Below are 18,665 nucleotides of genomic sequence, written 5' to 3'. Positions count from 1 at the left end.
ATGCGCAGTATTTAGCGAACCCGGAAACCATGAACCCTTCACCGTCTTCTTTGGTGTCTACTCTTGACGCCCCACTGCCGCCGACCTACGCGCTGCCGGCCACCGCAATTTCGACCGACGCTTTGCCTGCCCCGTCGCCCGCAAAGGGCGGCCGCTACGCGCAGCTGCCGTTGCTCGCCGGCCGCAGCTTCATCCCCCTCGGGCTCTTCGCCCGCCTGCCGCTTGCCATGCTGACGGTCGGCGCCCTGACACTCGTCACCGCCGTCACGGGCTCGTACGCCGTGGGCGGCGCCGCGGCCGGCGCCGTCGGCATCGGTTCCGCACTCGGTGCCCCCGTCCTCGGCGTCCTCGCCGACCGGCTCGGCCAGCGCGGTGTCCTGCTCGTATCCGCCATCGCCAACACCGTGGCCATCGTTGCCCTGATCCTCACGGCCTACCTCATCCCCGGGGTCCACGACCTTGCCGCCGCGGTGCCCGTGCTGGCCGCGGCCTTCGTGGCCGGGGTGAGCTGCCCGCAGGTCGGTCCGCTGGCCCGCGTCCGCTGGATGGCGCTGACCTCCCGGACGTCCGGCTCCGGAACCCGTGCGGCCGGAAACTCCGCGGACCTGGACACCGCCCTTTCCTATGAGAGCACCGCGGACGAGCTCACCTTCGTGCTCGGCCCCGCACTCGTCGGAATCCTCGCGAGCCTGCTCGCGCCGTGGCTGCCGCTGGCCCTCGCCGCGGCACTGACCGTGGTCCTCGTACCCGGCTTCGCCGTCCACCCCACGCACCTCGCGGTGGTCCGCACAACGAAACGCCGGCCCGCCGGGCCGGCCGCAGGCCACGCGGCCGGCCCGGCGCCCACGACGGCGGGGGACAACCACGGGGAAACCCGCACGGCAGCCCGGCGGGTCAAAACCTTCGCCGCCGTCGCCCTCCCCGTGCTGGCGATGGTGTGCATGGGCACGTTCTTCGGCTCCACCCAGACAGCCCTGAGCTCTTTCTCCGCCAGCTTCGCCACCTCCGAACTCGCGGGCCTGCTCTACGCCGTCATGGGACTGAGCTCTGCCGCGGCCGCCCTCTCGGTCGCGTACTGGCCCCGGCGCTTCACGGTGAACGCCCGCTGGATTGCCTGCGCGGCCCTGATGGCCGGCTTCGCATCACTGCTGTTGCTGCCCTCGACGGCGCTGCCCATGGTCCTTGTACTGCTGGTCCTGGGCCTGCCCGTTGGTCCGCTCATGGTCACTGTCTTCGCGATCGGCGGCCTCGTGGCCCCGGCCGGAAAGCTCGGCACGGTCATGACAGCCCTGGCCAGCGGCATTGTGGCCGGCACGGCACTCGGATCCTCCATCGCCGGACAGCTGGCGCAGAACTTCGGGTATTCGACGGCCTTCCTGGTTCCGGTGTGCGCCGCCACGGCGCTGTTCCTGCTCGGAACGGCAGCCGCCGTCGTACTCCGGCAACGCGGGAAGAAGACGGCCGCGGCCGCATAGACCCCGACGGGACGGCGCTGCTGCGGGACGGGGCGCGGGCTTAGCCCAGCTGCGCCTCGATGCGACGCGCCGCGTCGGTCAGGGCCGCTGCGACCTCGTCCGGATCCTGCGCGGCGCGGATATAGACGACGGCGAGGGCGGCCGGACGCCCGCCCGGCACACGCAGCGGCACCGCAATCGAGGACACGCCGGGGATCACCTCGTCATGGCTGGCGGCATAGCCGCGGTGCCGGGCCTCGGCCGCCTCGGACCGGTACGGGATGCCCGGGACCAGGGCCCGCCACTCCTGCTCCGGGAAGGCTGACTGGATCGCAATGCCCGGCGCTCCTGCGCTGATGGGGTGCCGCGACCCCGGGTGCTGCACCACCGCGGCGCCGCTGTGCCGCGGATCCACGGTCACCAGCGTCACGCACTCCTCCCGGTCCCAGACCGCCACGAAGGCGCTCATGGTCAGGGTGTTGGCCAGCTGGGTCAGTTCCGGCAACGCCGCCGACTGCAGGTTCCGGGAGACCCCGCGGGCCAGGACCGCGAGGCCCGGGCCGGGCTGGACGCGGCCGCCATCGTCACGTACCAGCAGCGAGTGGTCCTCGAGCGTGCGCAGAATCCTGTAGGCCACGGAGCGGTGGACGCCCATGGCGTCGGCGAGTTCGGCAATGGTCAGCGGCTGCTGGGCCTCGGCGAGGATCTCCAGCGCCCTGATACCACGGGACAGCGTCTGGGACGGGGAAGCCTGGGCGGTGCCGGCATTCGGGGTCATGGGGTCCATCCTAGGTGCGGGGTTACTGGACGCCGGGCTCGCCGGGCTACCCTTGTGTTCCGGCTCATGGTCAGCTAGCGTTCTATATGGGAACTGTTTGTTCGATTATAGAACACAATACAGAACTCGACTATAGAACACGGCTGATCCAAAGCACACCCACACCACGGTCGGGAAACGCAACGAACGCAAGGGATCAATGATGATTGCCACGCCGCGCGGCCACGCCGGGGGCGCCCAGGGCCCCCTGTCGGTACCGCGGGCCAACCACTTCCGGGGCAGCCTCGGCAGGTTTGCCACCGGCGTCGCGATCGTGACCTTCGACGGGGCCACGAAACGCCACGGCATCACCGTGAACTCCTTCACCTCGGTCTCGATGGACCCTCCGCTGGTGCTGGTGAGCATCGCCCGCACGGCCAGGGCCCACGACGAGCTCGCCGGCCGGCCCTTCACCGTGAATATCCTTGGCGCCGAGCAGCGGTACCTGGCCATGCACTTCGCCGGCAGGCCCGGCCCCGAGCCGCTGTGGGTGGAGGGGAAGACCGCGCCGCGGCTGTCCAATGTCCTCGCCTATTTCGAATGCAAGCCGTGGGCGGCGTACGACGGCGGCGACCACACCCTTTATATCGGCGAGGTGGTGGACTTCAACTACCGCAACGGCGATGCCTTGGCCTTCGCCAACAGCACCTTTACCACCATCCCCGAAAGCCAGCTGGGCATGGAGGATCTGCTCTAGCGCCACATTCCTTCCCGGCAATTCAGCTCAACGACGACTGGAGGACGACCAATGGGTATCCGTACCGGACGGCAGTACCTGGAAAAGCTCAATGCCATGACGCCGCATGTGGTGATCGACGGCGAGGTGGTCAGCGAGAAGATCGCCGAGCACCCCGCCTTCCGCAATGTGGCCCGCTCCTACGCCAGGCTCTTCGACATGCAGCATGATCCGCAGTACCAGGAGGCACTCACTTACGCCTCGCCCAGCACCGGGGACCTGGTCAGCGCCTCCTTCCTGGTGCCGAAGACCGTCGAGGACCTCCAGCGGCGGCGCCGCGCCATCTCCACCTGGGCCGAGTCCTCCAACGGCTTCCTTGGCCGCTCCGGGGACTATATGAACTCCGCGTTGACCGCGCTGGGCACGGCGGGGAAGTGGTTCGCGCAGGCGGATCCGAAGTTTGGCGAGAACATCCGCAACTACTACGAGTGGGCCCGGGAAAACGACGTGCTCGCCACCCACACCCTCATCCCGCCGCAGGTCAACCGGTCCGTCTCCGGGTCGGAGCAGCTCGGCGGCCAGCTCTCGGCCCGGATCGTGGAGGAGCGCGGGGACGGGATCGTCATCCAGGGCGCGCGCATGCTCGCCACCATCGCCCCGATCGCCGACGAACTGCTCGTGTTTCCGTCCACGGTCCTGCGGGGCACCCCGGAGGACGCCCCCTACTCTTACGCGTTCGCCATCCCCAACGACGCCCCGGGCCTGCGCTACCTCTGCCGCACCTCGCTGTACAACGGCGGCAGCACCCACGACGAGCCGCTGGCCTCCCGCTATGAGGAAATGGACGCCGTCGCGGTTTTTGACCACGTCTTCGTGCCCAACGAGCGCATCTTCATGCTGGGCCACCCGCAGCTGTGCAACAGTTTCTACACCGAGACCGGGGCCGGCGCGCTCATGACCCACCAGGTGGTCACCCGCACGATCGCCAAGAGCGAGTTCTACTTGGGCCTGGCCTCGGAACTGGCCGAATCGATCGGCATCGACGGATTCCAGCACATCCAGGAGGACATCGCAGAGCTGATTATCGACGTCGAAATCGGCAAGGCCCTGGTCCGCGCGTCCGAGGCCGACGCCGGACTCAACGACGCCGGCGTCATGCTGCCGAAGTGGTCCACCCTGAACGCCGCCCGCAACTGGTACCCGAAGATCGCCCAGCGCTTCCCGCAGATCATCCGGAAGTTCTCGGCGTCGGGCCTCATGGCCCTGCCGGGGGAGGCGGACGTCAACAGCGAGGCCCGGGAGGATATCGAGCTGTACCTGCAGGGCAAGACCCTGACCGGCCCCGAGCGGGTCCGGCTGTTCAAACTGGCCTTCGACGCCTCGATCTCCGGGTTCTCCGGGCGCCAGTCGCTCTACGAGTACTTCTTCTTCGGAGACCCCGTCCGCATGGCCGGCGCCCTGGTCAACACCTACGACCGCGAGCCGGTCCGGGCCAGGGTCCGCGAGCTGCTCAACCGCACCGACTGACCCGCGGAAGACACTTTCCGGGAACATGTGTGCCTTATCACATCTTTCGTAGTAGTATTCAGGATACTAACTGACCGTTCGATCAGTAATTCATGAGGCATCAGTTATCCACTTCGCACCCACCCGGGCAGTACCTCTGCCCCCAGCAACGGAGTTCCAATGACCGTAACTTCATCCGTAGATTCCGAGGCGGGTCCCAGCAGCAAACACGAGGAACGCAAGGTCCTCGCCGGGACACTGGTCGGCACCACCATCGAGTGGTACGACTTCTTTATTTTTGCCCAGCTGACAGCAACGCTGCTGTCGCCGCTGTTCCTGGCCCCGCTGAACGCCTCCAACCCTGGCCTGGCGCAGATCCTGTCCTTCGCCCTGATCGGCATCAGCTTCCTCTTCCGCCCGCTCGGCGCGATCGTCGCCGGCCACCTCGGCGACCGCCTCGGCCGCAAGGCCATGCTGGTCTTCACCCTGATCATGATGGGCGCCGCCACGGCCCTGATCGGCATGCTGCCCACCTATGCGCAGATCGGCGTCTGGGCCCCGATCCTCCTGATCCTGCTCCGCGTCATCCAGGGCTTCTCCGCCGGCGGTGAATGGGGCGGCGCCGCCCTGATGGCCGTGGAGCACGCTCCCAAGAGCAGGCGCGGCCTGTTCGGCGCCTACCCGCAGATCGGCGTTCCGGTCGGCATGATCCTCGCGACCGGCCTGCTGTACTTCCTCAACACGTCCATGTCCAAGGAAGACTTCGCATCCTGGGGCTGGCGTGTGCCGTTCCTGCTCTCCATCGTGCTGATCGTGGTCGGCTACCTGATCCGCCGGGCAGTCGCTGAGAGCCCCGTCTTCAAGGAGATGCAGGACCGCAAGGAAGAAAGCAAGGCGCCCCTGGGCGAGCTGCTCCGCAAGCACAAGAAGGCTGTCCTCTATTCGACGATGATCTTCATCGGCAACAACGCTGCCGGCTACCTGCTGATTGCCTTCTTCATCTCCTACGCCACCAAGACGCTGAAGATGCCCACCCCGCAGATCCTGCTCGCCACGACGCTGGCTTCCTTCGGCTGGCTGATCTTCACCCTGGTCGGCGGCTGGCTCTCGGACAAGATCGGCCGCGTCAAGACGTTCCTGATCGGCTACGGCATTGTCTTTGCCTGGATGATCCCGATGTTCGCCCTCATCGACACCAAGAACATTGTGCTCTACGGCGCCGCGCTGTTCGTCCTCACGGTCGGCCTGGGCCTGTCCTACGGCCCCATGTCCGCCATGTACGCCGAGATGTTCCCGCCGGAGGTGCGCTACTCGGGCATCTCGATCGGCTACGCCTTCGGTGCGATCCTCGGCGGCGCGTTCGCGGCCACCATCGCGGAAGTCCTCCTGCAGGGCACCCACTGGACCGGCTCCATCGGCATCTACATCATGATCCTCTGCGTCATCTCCGCCGTCGGCGTCCTGTTGGCCGGGGAAACGAAGGGCCGCCCGCTCGGCGTCGCGCACCACGCGCCGGCCGAAGCCGCAAAGCACTAGCAACCAGGCAAGCACGAGGGGCGCGGACCGCAAGGTCCGTGCCCCTCTGGGTTAAAGAGCAACGCGGGGTCACTGCGCGCCCATCCAGATCATTCGGATGGGCCGTAAGTGACCCCGCGTTGCTTTTGTGAGGCGGGTTTAGACGCCCAGGAAGCTGATGGCGCCTTGCTTGAAGGCGCGGCTGGTGATGGCGTTGGTGTGGTTGCGGCCCGGCAGCACGAGCTGTTCGACCATGCCGCCGGCCTTGGCGCCCAGGGCGGCGAGCTCCGGCATGGTGGCGGCCCGGTCGTCGTTTTCCCCCGCCACCAGGAGCATCGGCATGTGGGGGACCGCTTCGGCGGGGTCATACGGCTCGGTCTTGATTGCCTCGACCAGGGACAGCAGCGCGAAGATGTTGTTGCTGGGCAGCAGCATGGCCATTTTCAGCAGCCCGGCGGTCGACTCGTCCGCGATCGGCGTGCCGTCGGCCAGGTACCGCTGCGCGGCGATCAGGTCGAAGTCCGCCAGGGGGTCGGCGACGTTCGGGCCGCCCAGGACCAGCCGGTGCACCAGCTCGTGCTGCGTGGCCCCGAACTCCCAGGCGAGCCGGGACCCCAGCGAATAGCCGATCACGTCGAGCCCGCTGGACGGGTCCCCGTCGCGCAGCGGCCGCGCGCCGGCGTCGAAGACTATCTGCAGCAGGTCCGCACGGATCCGGCTGGGGGAGTAGGAGTCCATGTCCTCCGGGGCGCCGCTGCGGCCGTGGCCGGGCAGGTCCACGGTGATGACGCGCCGGCCGGCTTCCAGGAGCGCGGTGAGCCAGCCGCTGTCTTCCCAGTTGAGCTTGGAGGAGGAGGAGAAGCCGTGCAGCAGCAGGACGGGACGGAACCCGGCGTCGTTCTGGGGCTCATGCACCTGCACGTACAGCTGGGGGTCGGTGCCCTCAACGGTGTGCGAATGCTGCTCGCCGGTGTGTCTGCCGCTCATGCTCTCAGTCCTCATCAAGTACGGCGCTCAGGCGGACCCGGCGCTTAGGTGCCTCTTCCTTCGGGACCGTGCCCACGATGCCGGCGGTGTTGTCCGGCACCTCAAACACAATCAGGGGCTCGCCGACATTGATCTTGTCGCCGGGCCCGCCGTAGATACGCACTACCTTACCTGCCTGCGGGCTGGGCAATTCAACGGCCGACTTGGTGGTTTCGACCTCCACGAGCGGCTGGTTGCGCTCCACCTGCTCGCCCGGGGAAACCAGCCATTCCAGCACGGTGGCCTCGATCAGGCCCTCGCCGAGATCCGGGAGCGGGAAGGAAATTTCAGCCACGTTTGTACTCCAATACTCGCTGGATGCCGAAGAGGATCCGGTCAATGTTCGGGATGTATTCATCTTCCAGGTCGCCCGAGGGGTACGGGACATCGAAGCCGGTGATGCGCTCCACCGGCGCCCTGAGGGTGTCGAAGCAGCTTTGCGTGATCAGCTGCGCCACTTCGGCGCCGAGGCCGGAGGTCAGCGGCGCCTCGTGGACGACGACGGCGCGGCGCGTCTTGCGCACGGAGGCGGCGAGGGCCTCGGCGTCGATCGGCTTGAGCCAGCGCAGGTCCAGGACCTCGATGTCGATCCCGTCCTCGGCCGCGAGCTCCGCCACCTGCAGGCAGCGGGCCACCATGGCGCCCCAGGCGACCAGCGTGAGGTGGCGGCCTTCGCGCATCACCTTGGCGCCGGTGGGGGAGCCGCCGTCTGCATCGTCGTCCGCATCGCAGTGCGCAAGGTCCACCTCACCCTTCTGCCAGTACCTCGACTTGGGCTCCATGAAGATCACCGGGTCCGGCCGCGTGGCGGCGTACTTGAGCAGGTGGTAGGCCTCATGCGGGTTCGACGGCGAGACCACCTTCAGGCCCGGTACGTGGGCGAAGAGCGCCTCCAGGCTTTCGCCGTGGTGTTCGGGGGCGCGGATGCCGCCGAAGCTGGGCACCCGCAGGGTGATGGGCATCGGCATGGTGCCCCGGCTGCGGTAGTTCATCCGGGCGATCTGGCAGACGATCTGGTTGATGGCAGGGTAGGCGAAGCCGTCGAACTGGACCTCGGGAATGGGGTGGAACCCGGCCATCGCCAGGCCCACGGACATGCCCAGGATGCCGGATTCCGCCAGCGGGGTGTCAAAGACGCGCTGCGCGCCGTGCCTGGCCTGCAGCCCGTCGGTGATGCGGAAGACGCCGCCGAGCCGGCCGCAGTCCTCGCCGAAGATGACGGCTTTGGGGTTGTCCGCGAGGACCTCGTCGAGGGCGCGGTTGAGTGCTTGCTGCATCGACATCACCGTGGTGGATGCGGGGCCTTCTGCGCTGTCGGCAGTGCTCTCGACAGTGTCGTCGGCAGTGTTGTCGGCAGTGTTGTTGCCGCTGGCACTTTCGCTTTCGAGAATCGAGTTAGACATGTTCGGACTCCTCGCGCCAGTTGGCGGCCTGGGCCTGCAGGGCAGGGGTGGTTTCCTGGAAGACCAGGTCAAACATTTCGGTGCCGGGCCGGGAGCCCAGGGCCTGGATGCCGGTACGGATCTGCTCCTCTTCGGCCTTGGCCGCGGCCAGCGCTTCGGCGAAGAACGCCTCGTCGGCGATACCATCGGCCAGCAGCCGCTGCCGCAGCCGCTCGAGCGGGTCGGTGCCGGCGCTGTCGCGCTCCTCGTCGAGGGAGCGGTAGCGGCCCGGATCATCGGACGTGGAGTGCGGGCCGCGGCGGTACGTCATGGCCTCGATGAGCACGGGGCCGTTGCCGGCGCGGGCGTGGGCGAAGGCGCGGCGGGTCGCCTCGAGGACCGCGACGACGTCGTCGCCGTCGATCTTCAGCGCGGGCATGCCGTAACCCGCGGCGCGGGCCGCGACGGAGCCGCCGGCCACCTGGCGCTCGGTGGGGACCGAGATGGCCCAGCCGTTGTTCTGGACGAAGAACACGACGGGCGCCTTCATCACGGCGGCGAAGTTCATCGCCTCGTGCACGTCGCCCTGGGAGGAGGCGCCGTCGCCGAAGTACGTCATTGCGACGCCGTCCTTTTTGTCCAGCGTCTGGCCGTGGGCCCAGCCGACGGCGTGCAGGACGGATCCGGCAACTACCGCCTGGATCGGGGCCAGCCGGGATTCCAGCGGGTTGTACAGGCCGCCGTGCCACGTGGCCTTGTGGGTGGACATGTAGGCCACCATGTCCACCCCCATGGTCCGGGCAACGCCCATTTCGCGGTAGGTGGGGAAGACGAAGTCCCGGGTGGTGTCCACGGCGTAGCCGCTGCCCACCTGGGCCGCTTCCTGGCCGAGTTCGGGGGCGTAGCCGGGGATGATGCCCTGCCGCTGCCAGGCGATGGCCGAGGTGTCGAGGTGCCGGACGGCCACCATGAGCGAATAGAGCTCGCGGAGTTCATCGGCTGTGAGCGGCCCGGCAGCGCTGCCGGAAGCCACGGGGAGAATTGTGTCCATGCCTGTGACCCTAGTCACCGGCGGCGGGGTGGGCAATCAGCCTAGGCTGGGGTGCCCAGACTGCACACTTATGCCGCCCCGCGCGCCGGTGAGCTTGGCAATTTGTCTAGCGGCTGGGCTGTTCCGCCTGGTCGGCTTTTGCGCCGGCGGCGGCGGCGTTGCGGTTCCGGGTGATCCGGGCGCCGGTCCAGCACGCCACGGCGATGCCGGCCACCAGTACCAGGGTGCTGACCAGCTGCTTGCTGCTCTCCGGGCTGCTGAAGCCGACGGCGAAGATCAGTGCCAGGAGCACGAGCCCGAAGATCGTCAGCCCGGGGAAGCCCTTCATCCGCAGCGGCAGCGCCGTGCCGTCGCGGTCTGCCCGGCGGCGCAGGATCAGCTGGGACACCAGGGCCGAGCCCCACACAACGAGGCAGGTGGAACCGACCAGCTGGAACAGCGCCGGCAGGATCTGGTCGGGGAAGAGCAGTTCCAGGACGGCGGCCAGGAAGCCGAAGGCCACGGAGACGCTCACCGCCACGACCGGGACCCGGGCCGTGTTGAGCCTGGAGAGGAACTTGGGGGCTTCGCCGCGCTCAGAGAGCGAGTACACCATGCGGGACGCGCCGTAGAGGTTGGCGTTCAGGGCGGACAGCAGCGCGATAACGGCGACCAGGGTGATCGCGGCGCCGGCGCCGGGGATCCGGGCGACGTCGAGGACGCCGGCGAAGGGGGACTTCAGGGCCGCGGAGGTTGAGGGAAGGACGGCCGCGATGACGAATACCGAGCCGATGTAGAACACGAGGATCCGCCAGACGACGGTGCGGATCGCCTGGGCGACGCTGCGTTCCGGGTTTTCCGTCTCGGCCGCGGCCACGCTGACAATCTCGGTGCCGCCGAAGGCGAAGATGACGACGAAGAGTGCCGTTGCGATGCCGCCCAGGCCAGCCGGGGCGAAGCCGGATGTGAAGTTGCCGAGGCCAGGAGACGGGACGTCCGGCAGCAAGCCCAGCAGCAGGGCCCCGCCGATGGCCAGGAATATCACGATGGCAGCCACCTTGAGGATGGCGAACCAGAATTCGAACTCGCCGAAGTTCTTCACGCCCGCCAGGTTGATGGCGGTGAACAGGGCCATGAAGATCAGGGACAGTGCCCAGACGGGGATCACCGGCCACACAGTGAACAGGAGCCCGGCCGCGCCGAGGGCCTCGGCGGCGATGACCACCACGAGCTGCAGCCACCAGAGCCAGCCGACGGTGGCGCCCGCGGTCTTGCCCATGGCCTTTTGCGTGTACACGGAGAAGGCGCCGCTGTTGGGATTGGCCGCGGCCATCTCTCCGAGCGCCCACATCACCAGGATGATCAGGGTTCCGGCGACGAGGTAGGAGATCAGCACGGCCGGTCCCGCGGCCTGGATTCCTGCCCCCGAGCCGAGGAACAGGCCGGCGCCGATCGCGCTGCCCAGTCCCATCATGGTCAGCTGGCGTGGTTTCATGCTGTGCCCCAGGCTCGGGGCGGGAACCGCGGTGGGTAGCGTCGCGGTGGACTTCATCGTCATGGCGAACCTTCGTGTGGTTTGGATCTTTGCGTCCTTATGGGACCTATTGAATTTACCGGATTTGGGCCCGGCCCCCGGCCGCCGGGGCGCCTCCGCCGTGAGAGCATGGTGGCAGTTTGCTAACTGAATCGGGGCATCGTTGGCTGTTTGTCCGGCCCGGTCCCGCTTGGGAAGGAAGAATCAGTGGACGTTGATCCGCTTGATGCAAAGATTGTCCGATTTTTCACGGATTCCCCCCGGGCCTCGGTCCTGGAGGCCTCCCGGGTGCTGAAGGTTGCCCGCGCCACGGTGCAGTCGCGCCTGGACCGGATGCAGGACGCCGGCGTGATTGGCTCATGGGTGCCCCAGCCCGATCCGGCGCACTTCGGCTACCCCGTGGTGGCTTTCTGCTCCCTCACGATCAACCAGGACCTCGGGCACGACGCCGTCGTGGAGGCCCTGGCGCGGATCCCCGAGCTGATTGAGATCCATACCGTCTCCGGGAGCTCGGACCTCATGGCCCGGATAGCCGCCCGCTCCAATTCGGACCTCCAGCGCGTCCTCGATGCCATGATCGCCACCAGATCGGTCCTGCGCTCGTCCTCCGTGATCGTGCTCAATACGCACTTCCAGGGCCGCACCCTGCCGCTGCTGGAAGCCGCGGCCGCCGGCACGGGCTAGAGGACACTCAGGTTTTCGGGCAGGCTGGTCCGGCCGGTGAGCAAGAGCAGCAAATCACCGGCGGACGGCAACCGGGAGCCGATGGCTCCGGCGAGCTCCAGGGAGGCCGCGACCGCCGGGGCCAAGGCGGCGGGCGGCGGCAGGCCCAGGGCGCGCGCCAGATCCAGGGTGTGCACGGCCAGCTCGAAGGTCCGGGTCGGCAGGTAGTCGATGAGCGTCATTACTCCGGCCGGGGTGGCCACCAGGGCATCGTCGGGCGTGTTCCTGACGAGGGCCGTGACGCGTTGGACAAGCTCCCGCACGGCAGCGGCAGGGTCCTCGCCCAGCGCCTCCCCGGTTTCCCTGCCCCGCTGCGCAATCGCGGCGGGCGAGGTGGCGCCCCGGACGCCCAGGAAGTATTCCACCGGACCCGGCACCCGCGCCCCGGCGGCCGGGGTGGCGAGGTAGGCTTCCACGGTTGTCAGGGCCCGGCTCGTGTGGCCGGTCAGCGCCCGGACATCCCATTCACCCAGTGCCGGCCGCGACCACGCCTGGTGCGGTACCTGCCCGGCGAGCTCCATGAATGCCTGGGCCGCTCCCGCGTATCGGGCCCTGACCGCCTCTGCGCCCGCTGCCTCTGCGCCCGTACCCTCCGGGTCCATGACTTCTCCGTCCATAGCCTCGATTAATACCGGTGCCGGCACCCGCGGACAAGCCCGGTCCGTGCGCCGGCGGCATCCCGGTCCGGCCCGTGTGACCTGAAACATTTTGCGCCCGGGCGGCGCGGCCGTATCATTAGTTCTAGTCAATGTGACTATAACTAATCCGGCGGTCGGGCCGGATCCAGCCGGGCAGTCCATCGCGGGACCCGCCCGGGACCTCAGAGGGCGGGTAGATCACCGTTTACACCACAGCAGCCAACGTCTCGGAGCGCCAGACCGCGCCGCCGTCGCTGGCCATCTCCACGGTGATCTTTGCGCTGCGTCCCAGCGAACGCTCCGGGCGGCCCACGCTGTGGATCCCGCTGGTGCGCCGGATCCGCGAACCGTTCAAGGGCCTCTGGGCGCTGCCGGGCGGCCCGCTCACGCACTCCGAGTCACTCCAGGACGCCGCCTCGCGGAACCTGCGCGAGACCACCGGGCTGGCCCCGAACTACCTCGAACAGCTCTACGCCTTTGGCGGGCTGCACCGCTCGCCCACCCAGCGCGTCGTCTCGATCGTGTACTGGGCACTCGTCCAGCCCACGGAGGCCGCGCTGGCCGACGAATCGGAGAACGTGCGCTGGTTCCGCGCCGACAGGCTGGACGGGCTGGCCTTCGACCACAACTCGATCGTCGACTACGCGCTGTGGCGGCTGCGCAACAAGATGGCCTACGGATCCATCGCCTACCACCTGCTGGGCGAGTACTTCACCCTCGCCCAGGTCCGGGAGGTCTACGAGGCCGTCCTGGACCGCGAACTCGATCCCGCCAACTTCCGCCGGCAGGTCAAGGCCACGCCGGAAATCGAAGAAACCGACCATTATCTGCAGGGCGGCAAGCACCGCCCGCCCCGCCTCTACCGCTTCACCGGCCGCCCAGGCCTCGACCCAGACAACAGGAGCACACCATGAGCAGCGTCAACACGGCAATCCAGCTGATCACGCGCGAGCAGGCCACCACTCTGGCACAAGGCGCGGCCGCCTCCACCTGCAGCCCCGCGCTGGCCCGCGGGCCCTGGGACTACGACCTCGCCGAGGCCCTCGCCGGCGTGCCCGCCTACGGGCCGGGTGCCTCCTCCACCGACGTCGCACCGGCCTCCACTCCCCGGCAGGGCCAGCTCCCGGAAGAATACAAGCTCGCTTCCGACGCCGAACTCGACGCCCGGATCCGCGCCGCCAAAGCGGCACTGGGGGACCGCGCCGTCGTGCTGGGGCACTTCTACCAGCGCGACGAAGTGATCGAATACGCCGACTTCGTGGGAGATTCGTTCCAGCTCGCCAACGCCGCCCTGACCCGGCCCGACGCGGAGGCCATCGTCTTCTGCGGCGTGCACTTCATGGCCGAGACGGCGGACATCCTGTCCCGCCCCGACCAGGCCGTGATCCTGCCCAACCTGGCCGCCGGCTGCTCCATGGCCGACATGGCGGACATCGACTCGGTCACCGAGTGCTGGGAACAGCTTGAGGAGGTCTTCGGCACCGAGCCCGACGCCGAGGGCCGGGTCCCGGTCATCCCGGTCACCTACATGAACTCCTCCGCAGCCCTCAAGGGCTTCTGCGGCGAGCGCGGCGGGATCGTCTGCACCTCCTCGAACGCCGCGACCGTGCTGGAATGGGCGTTCGAACGCGGCCAGCGCGTGCTGTTCTTCCCCGACCAGCACCTGGGCCGCAACACCGCGAAGGCCATGGGGGTGCCCCTGGAGCAGATGCCGATGTGGAACCCGCGCAAGGACCTCGGCGGCAATGACGAGCAGGCCCTGCTCGATTCCCGGGTAATCCTCTGGCACGGCTTCTGCTCGGTCCACAAGCGCTTCAACGTGGGCCAGATCGAAAAGGCCCGCGCCGAGTTCCCCGGCGTGCAGGTGATCGTGCACCCTGAATGCCCCATGGAGGTGGTTGATGCCGCCGATTCCGCCGGGTCCACCGACTTCATCAAGAAGGCCATCGCCGCGGCAACGGTACCCACCACGTTTGCGATCGGCACCGAAATCAACATGGTGAACCGGCTCGCCGCGGAATACCCGCAGCACACCATCTTCTGCCTCGACCCGGTGATCTGCCCCTGCTCCACGATGTACCGCATCCACCCCGGCTATCTCGCCTGGGTCCTGGAAGCGCTCGTCCGGGGCGAGGTGCTGAACCGCATCACCGTGGACGAGGACGTGGCCGCCCCGGCCAGGGTGGCCCTGGAACGCATGCTGGCGGCGCGGCCGTGACCAGGCGGCTCGTGATCGTCGGCAGCGGGATTGCTGGGCTCTACGCCGCGCTGCTCGCCACCGACGACGCCGCCACCGGCGGCCGTGACCTCGAAGTGGTCCTCCTGAGCAAGGGGACGCTGGAGCAAAGCAACACCTTCTACGCCCAGGGCGGCATCTCGGCCGTGCTGGCCCCGGAGGATGCCGCCCCCGGGGACTCCGTGGCAGCGCACATCGCGGACACGCTCGCCGCCGGTGCCGGGCTCAACGACCCCGAAGCAGTCCGGATCCTGTGCACGGAGGCTGTCCGGGACATCGCCGGCCTGGCCCGCTACGGCGTGCATTTCGACCTGGGTTCCGACGGCGGACCGGCCCTGGGCCTGGAAGCGGCACACTCGGCGCCTCGCATCCTGCACGCCGGCGGGGACGCGACGGGCGCCTGCATCGCCCGCGGGCTCGTCGCCGCCGTCCTCGAACGCGCCGTCCTGGACCGCGCCGGCCACGGCCGGCTCCGGGTGGAGACCAGCGCGTTCGTCACCGGGCTCCTGACCGAACCTGGTGTCCGCCCGGAAACTCCGCCACAGCCCGGCAGCACACCCCCGACGCCGGCCCGGGTCACCGGCGTGGCCTACCTGGCCGGCGGACGGCCCCAGGAGCTGGCCGCCGACGCCGTCCTGCTCACCACCGGCGGTGCGGGCCGGCTCTTTGCCCGCACCAGCAACCCCGCCGTCGCCACCGCCGACGGACTGGCCCTGGCCTGGCGTGCCGGCGCCGCGGTGCGGGACCTCGAGTTCTTCCAGTTCCACCCCACCACCCTTGCCGCCGAGGAGATTCCAGGCGGCCCGCCGGCCCTGCTCATCTCCGAAGCGGTCCGCGGCGAGGGCGCGGTGCTGCTGGACTCCGCGGGATACCGCTTCATGCCCGACTACCACCCCGACGCCGAACTGGCCCCCCGCGACGTCGTCTCCCGCAGCATCGCCCTGCACCTTGCCGCCACCGGGGCCGCGCCGGACAGCCCGGTCTACCTGGACGCCCGCGGCATCGAAGCAGAGCGGGGCCCGGGCTTCCTGGCCCGGCGGTTCCCGACCATCACGGCGGCCACCCTCGCCGCAGGGTACGACTGGACCACAGAGACCGTACCCGTGTCCCCGGCAGCCCACTACTGGATGGGTGGCGTGTGCACCGACCTGTGGGGCCGCACGTCGGTACCCGGCCTGTATGCCGCCGGCGAGGTGGCCCGCACGGGCGCCCAAGGGGCCAACCGGCTGGCGAGCAACTCGCTGCTGGAGGGCCTGGTGTTCGGCCGCCGGGCGGTCGAGGACTTCCTGCGCGCCGACCCGTCGCACGACACCACTGCTCCGTGTGCTCCCCACGATCCCCCTAGCCTCGCAAGCTCGGCCAGGGAACCCGGATCGTGTGGGCCCACGGCCGCGGGCGGCCTCCCCTTGACGCACGCTTCCGCAGCGCCGTCGCACGACTTCACGTCAGGGGAGGACACTTTAGCGAGCGTGTCCGAAGATTTTGTGAAGTCGGTATCCGCGTACGGGGTTTTCTCGCGCGACGCTCTTCGGCGGTTGATGACGGCGGACGCCGGGGTAATGCGCAGCGGGGAGCAACTGCGGGAGGCGGAGACCGTGCTTGCGGCCTGGGACGCCGTTGTCCATTCTGAGACCGCTCCCGATGCCGGCCACAGTGACTGGCTCTGCCAGGATGCCCATGAGGACCGGAACCTGCTCCTCGCGGCCCGCCTGCTTGTGGCGGCTGCCCTGAACCGCACGCAGTCCGTCGGAGCCCACTACCGGGCGGACACGGACGACGCCTCAGCCCTCACCCATTCCATGCAAAGGATTTCCTCGTGACCACCACTGCCCACGCAACCGCTGCCCCGGAAACCCTGCCCTCCCGCACCGCGGCGCTCGCCGGGAGCCTGCCCGAGGCCGCCGTCCTGGCCGTCCTCCGCGCGGCGCTGCAGGAGGACGCCCCGTACGGGGACGTCACTTCCCAGACGCTCATCCCGGCGCAGGCGCGGGCCACCGCGGTGCTCAACGCCCGCGTTCCCGGGGTGCTGAGCGGCGGGGAGGTCTTCGCCGCGGCGATGCGGCTGACCGACCCGGGCGCCGTCGTCGAACTGCTGGTCCACGACGGCGAGGCCTTCGCCGCCGGAACCGCCCTGGCCCGCGTGACCGGGAACGCCCGCGCCGTGCTGCTGGCCGAACGCGTCGCACTGAACCTGGTCCAGCGGATGAGCGCCATCGCCACCAAAACGGCCGAGTTCGTGGCGCTCGTGGCCGGCACCCGGGCCCGGATCACCGATACCCGCAAGACCACACCGGGGCTGCGGGTGCTCGAACGCTACGCCGTCCGCTGCGGCGGCGGCGCCAACCACCGCTTCAGCCTCTCCGACGCAGTCCTGGCCAAGGACAACCACCTGGCCGTCCTCACCGGCGGCGATCCGGCGAAGCTGACCGCAGTGCTCAGCGGCGCCAAGGCCCAGCTCGGCCACACAACACACTTCGAAGTGGAGGTGGACACCATGGAGCAGATCGAGCCCGTCCTGGCCGCCGGGGTGGACACCATCATGCTGGACAACTTCTCCCTGGCCGAGCTCGCGGCCGGCGTCGGGCTGGTGGGCGGCCGGGCCCGCGTCGAGGCCAGCGGCAACGTCAACCTCGCCACCGTGGCGGACATCGCGGCCACCGGGGTGGACGTCATCTCGATCGGCGCCCTGACGCACAGTGTCACGGCACTGGACCTCGGCCTGGACATTGAGCTTGACGTCGAGCCGGCCGTCGACTCAGGCGCCGGCCCGGCGGCCGGCTGAGGCGCGCCATGATCTTCCTCGACGCCGCGGCCACCACCCCGGTCCGCCGCGAGGTGCTGGAGGCCATGTGGCCGTACCTCACGGGCGAATTCGGCAACCCGTCAAGCCATCACTCCCTGGGTGAGGCGGCTGCCGCGGCGCTCGCAGGGGCCCGCGCCGCAACCGCCAGGGCCCTCGGCTGCCGCCCCGGGGAAGTCGTCTTCACCTCCGGCGGCACGGAAGCGGACAACCTCGCCGTCAAGGGCATCGCCCTGGCCCGGCGCGCCGCCGATCCGCGCCTGGACCGGGTGGCGATCAGCGCCGTCGAGCATCCCGCGGTGGAAGAATCCGCCAGGTACCTTGAACGGGTCCACGGGTTCGCCGTCGACGTGATCCCCGTGGACCGCTTCGGGCAGGTAAGCGAAGAGGCCCTCGCCGCCGTGCTGCAGCCCGGCACGGCCCTGGTCAGCATCATGTACGCCAACAACGAGGTCGGCACGGTCCAGCCCATCGCCCGGCTCGCGGCGCTGGCCCATGCCCACGGGGTCCCGTTCCACACCGACGCCGTCCAGGCCGCCAGCTGGCTGCCGCTGGACACCGGCGCACTGGGCGTGGACGCGCTGAGCATTTCCGGCCACAAGCTGGGCGCGCCCAAAGGCAGCGGCGCGCTGTTTGTGCGCGGCCGGGTCCGGCTTGAACCGCTGGTCCACGGCGGCGGGCAGGAACGGGGCCGCCGGTCGGGCACGGAAAACGTCGCCGGGGCCGTGGCGCTGGCGACGGCACTGGCGCTGCCACGGGAACCGGCCGGGCACGTCGCTGCCCTCCGCGACGGGTTCATTGACGCCGTGCTGGCCGGTGTTCCCGGCGCACTGCTCACCGGCCACCCCACCGAGCGGCTGCCCTCGGTGGCATCCTTCTGCTTCCCGGGCACCAGCGGCGAGTCCGTGCTGCTGGAGCTCGAACGCCAGGGCATCATCTGCTCCAGCGGTTCCGCGTGCGCCGCCGGCTCGGATGCGCCCTCGCCGGTGCTGCTGGCCCTGGGCATCGAGCCCGAGATCGCCCAGACGGCGGTGCGGTTCAGCTTCGACTCGACCGTGACGGCAGCGCAGTTGCAGGAGGCGGCGGCCGCGGTCCGCACCGCCGTCGCCGGCGTCCGCTCCCTCGGCACCCCCTCCACCGGTTGAGCTGTCACTAAATGTCCTTATCGGGCCTCCATAGCGGCTGTGGAGTCTCATGACTTAATGGACGTTTCTGTCTCAAGACATCGTGGACAGTGTGTCTCAGGACATCGTGGACACTCGGACCGGTTTTGCTCGGGTCATGAGCAAAATGCACCCCGATATCAAGATCCGGCATTTGGTGGCGAC

17 protein-coding genes are annotated in these 18,665 nt (G+C 69.0%); 10 read left to right on the top strand and 7 right to left on the bottom strand.

Features of this window, described 5'->3' with window-relative positions; all coding sequences use genetic code 11:
• Window positions 1-50 precede the first annotated feature (50 nt).
• Window positions 51-1,475, top strand: coding sequence for an MFS transporter (locus tag AC1DGD_RS16155; protein ID WP_476857534.1), 1,425 nt, complete (start codon window positions 51-53; stop codon window positions 1,473-1,475).
• Window positions 1,476-1,515: 40 nt separating this feature from the next.
• Here the strand turns inward: AC1DGD_RS16155 and AC1DGD_RS16150 are convergent, their stop codons facing one another.
• Window positions 1,516-2,232, bottom strand: a complete 717-nt coding sequence (locus AC1DGD_RS16150; protein ID WP_476857501.1) for an IclR family transcriptional regulator — start codon at window positions 2,230-2,232, stop codon at window positions 1,516-1,518.
• A gap of 199 nt (window positions 2,233-2,431) precedes the next feature.
• On the opposite strand from AC1DGD_RS16150, the gene AC1DGD_RS16145 reads away from it, so the two are divergent.
• The 3 genes from AC1DGD_RS16145 to AC1DGD_RS16135 all read left to right on the top strand — a co-directional run bounded on the left by AC1DGD_RS16145 (window position 2,432) and on the right by AC1DGD_RS16135 (window position 5,989).
• Window positions 2,432-2,968, top strand: a complete 537-nt coding sequence (locus tag AC1DGD_RS16145; protein ID WP_476857500.1) for a flavin reductase family protein — start codon at window positions 2,432-2,434, stop codon at window positions 2,966-2,968.
• 51 nt (window positions 2,969-3,019) lie between these two features.
• Window positions 3,020-4,474 (top strand): 4-hydroxyphenylacetate 3-monooxygenase, oxygenase component, encoded by a 1,455-nt coding sequence (hpaB, locus tag AC1DGD_RS16140; RefSeq protein WP_476857499.1) that lies wholly within the window; start codon window positions 3,020-3,022, stop codon window positions 4,472-4,474.
• A 159-nt stretch (window positions 4,475-4,633) separates the two neighbouring features.
• Window positions 4,634-5,989 (top strand): MFS transporter, encoded by a 1,356-nt coding sequence (locus tag AC1DGD_RS16135; RefSeq protein ID WP_476857498.1) that lies wholly within the window; start codon window positions 4,634-4,636, stop codon window positions 5,987-5,989.
• A 138-nt stretch (window positions 5,990-6,127) separates the two neighbouring features.
• On the opposite strand, the gene AC1DGD_RS16130 is transcribed toward AC1DGD_RS16135, so the two are convergent.
• From AC1DGD_RS16130 to AC1DGD_RS16110, 5 genes are all read right to left on the bottom strand, one after another.
• Window positions 6,128-6,955: an alpha/beta fold hydrolase gene (locus tag AC1DGD_RS16130; protein ID WP_476848875.1), complete on the bottom strand. Its 828-nt coding sequence runs from the start codon at window positions 6,953-6,955 to the stop codon at window positions 6,128-6,130.
• Window positions 6,956-6,959: 4 nt separating this feature from the next.
• The gene (locus AC1DGD_RS16125; RefSeq protein ID WP_018775751.1) at window positions 6,960-7,289 is read right to left on the bottom strand and encodes a biotin/lipoyl-containing protein; all 330 of its coding nucleotides are present in this window, start codon (window positions 7,287-7,289) and stop codon (window positions 6,960-6,962) included.
• Window positions 7,282-8,397: an alpha-ketoacid dehydrogenase subunit beta gene (locus tag AC1DGD_RS16120; RefSeq protein ID WP_476857497.1), complete on the bottom strand. Its 1,116-nt coding sequence runs from the start codon at window positions 8,395-8,397 to the stop codon at window positions 7,282-7,284. Before AC1DGD_RS16120 ends, AC1DGD_RS16125 begins: the two co-directional genes overlap by 8 nt.
• Entirely contained in the window at window positions 8,390-9,427 is a 1,038-nt protein-coding gene (locus AC1DGD_RS16115) for a thiamine pyrophosphate-dependent enzyme (protein ID WP_476857496.1), read from the bottom strand. Before AC1DGD_RS16115 ends, AC1DGD_RS16120 begins: the two co-directional genes overlap by 8 nt.
• A gap of 106 nt (window positions 9,428-9,533) precedes the next feature.
• Window positions 9,534-10,964 (bottom strand): amino acid permease, encoded by a 1,431-nt coding sequence (locus tag AC1DGD_RS16110; protein WP_476848877.1) that lies wholly within the window; start codon window positions 10,962-10,964, stop codon window positions 9,534-9,536.
• A gap of 183 nt (window positions 10,965-11,147) precedes the next feature.
• Here AC1DGD_RS16110 and AC1DGD_RS16105 point away from each other — a divergent pair, with 183 nt between their 5' ends.
• Window positions 11,148-11,624 carry an Lrp/AsnC family transcriptional regulator gene (locus AC1DGD_RS16105; RefSeq protein ID WP_028277521.1) on the top strand — a complete coding sequence of 159 codons (477 nt, stop codon included), beginning with the start codon at window positions 11,148-11,150 and terminating at the stop codon, window positions 11,622-11,624.
• On the opposite strand, the gene AC1DGD_RS16100 is transcribed toward AC1DGD_RS16105, so the two are convergent.
• On the bottom strand, window positions 11,621-12,280 hold the full coding sequence (locus AC1DGD_RS16100) for a maleylpyruvate isomerase N-terminal domain-containing protein (RefSeq protein ID WP_476857495.1): 660 nt from the start codon (window positions 12,278-12,280) through the stop codon (window positions 11,621-11,623). The two genes, AC1DGD_RS16105 and AC1DGD_RS16100, sit on opposite strands and share 4 nt — an antisense overlap.
• 218 nt (window positions 12,281-12,498) lie before the next feature.
• On the opposite strand from AC1DGD_RS16100, the gene AC1DGD_RS16095 reads away from it, so the two are divergent.
• The 5 genes from AC1DGD_RS16095 to AC1DGD_RS16075 are packed head-to-tail and all read left to right on the top strand — an operon-like array spanning window position 12,499 to window position 18,482.
• On the top strand, window positions 12,499-13,215 hold the full coding sequence (locus tag AC1DGD_RS16095) for an NUDIX hydrolase (protein ID WP_230012031.1): 717 nt from the start codon (window positions 12,499-12,501) through the stop codon (window positions 13,213-13,215).
• On the top strand, window positions 13,212-14,519 hold the full coding sequence (gene nadA, locus AC1DGD_RS16090) for a quinolinate synthase NadA (protein WP_476857494.1): 1,308 nt from the start codon (window positions 13,212-13,214) through the stop codon (window positions 14,517-14,519). Before AC1DGD_RS16095 ends, nadA begins: the two co-directional genes overlap by 4 nt.
• Window positions 14,516-16,357 (top strand): L-aspartate oxidase, encoded by a 1,842-nt coding sequence (locus AC1DGD_RS16085; protein ID WP_476857493.1) that lies wholly within the window; start codon window positions 14,516-14,518, stop codon window positions 16,355-16,357. Before nadA ends, AC1DGD_RS16085 begins: the two co-directional genes overlap by 4 nt.
• Before the next feature lie 35 nt (window positions 16,358-16,392).
• A complete protein-coding gene (nadC, locus tag AC1DGD_RS16080; RefSeq protein WP_476857533.1) occupies window positions 16,393-17,319 on the top strand; it encodes a carboxylating nicotinate-nucleotide diphosphorylase in 927 nt (308 codons plus the stop codon).
• Window positions 17,320-17,327: 8 nt separating this feature from the next.
• Window positions 17,328-18,482 carry a cysteine desulfurase family protein gene (locus tag AC1DGD_RS16075; protein ID WP_476857492.1) on the top strand — a complete coding sequence of 385 codons (1,155 nt, stop codon included), beginning with the start codon at window positions 17,328-17,330 and terminating at the stop codon, window positions 18,480-18,482.
• The last annotated feature ends 183 nt before the right edge of the window (window positions 18,483-18,665 follow it).

The sequence above is a fragment of the Arthrobacter sp. 05T45 genome (genome assembly GCF_056395875.1).
The sequence above is the reverse complement of the archived record's forward strand: the minus strand, read 5'-3'. Positions and strand labels throughout refer to the sequence as shown.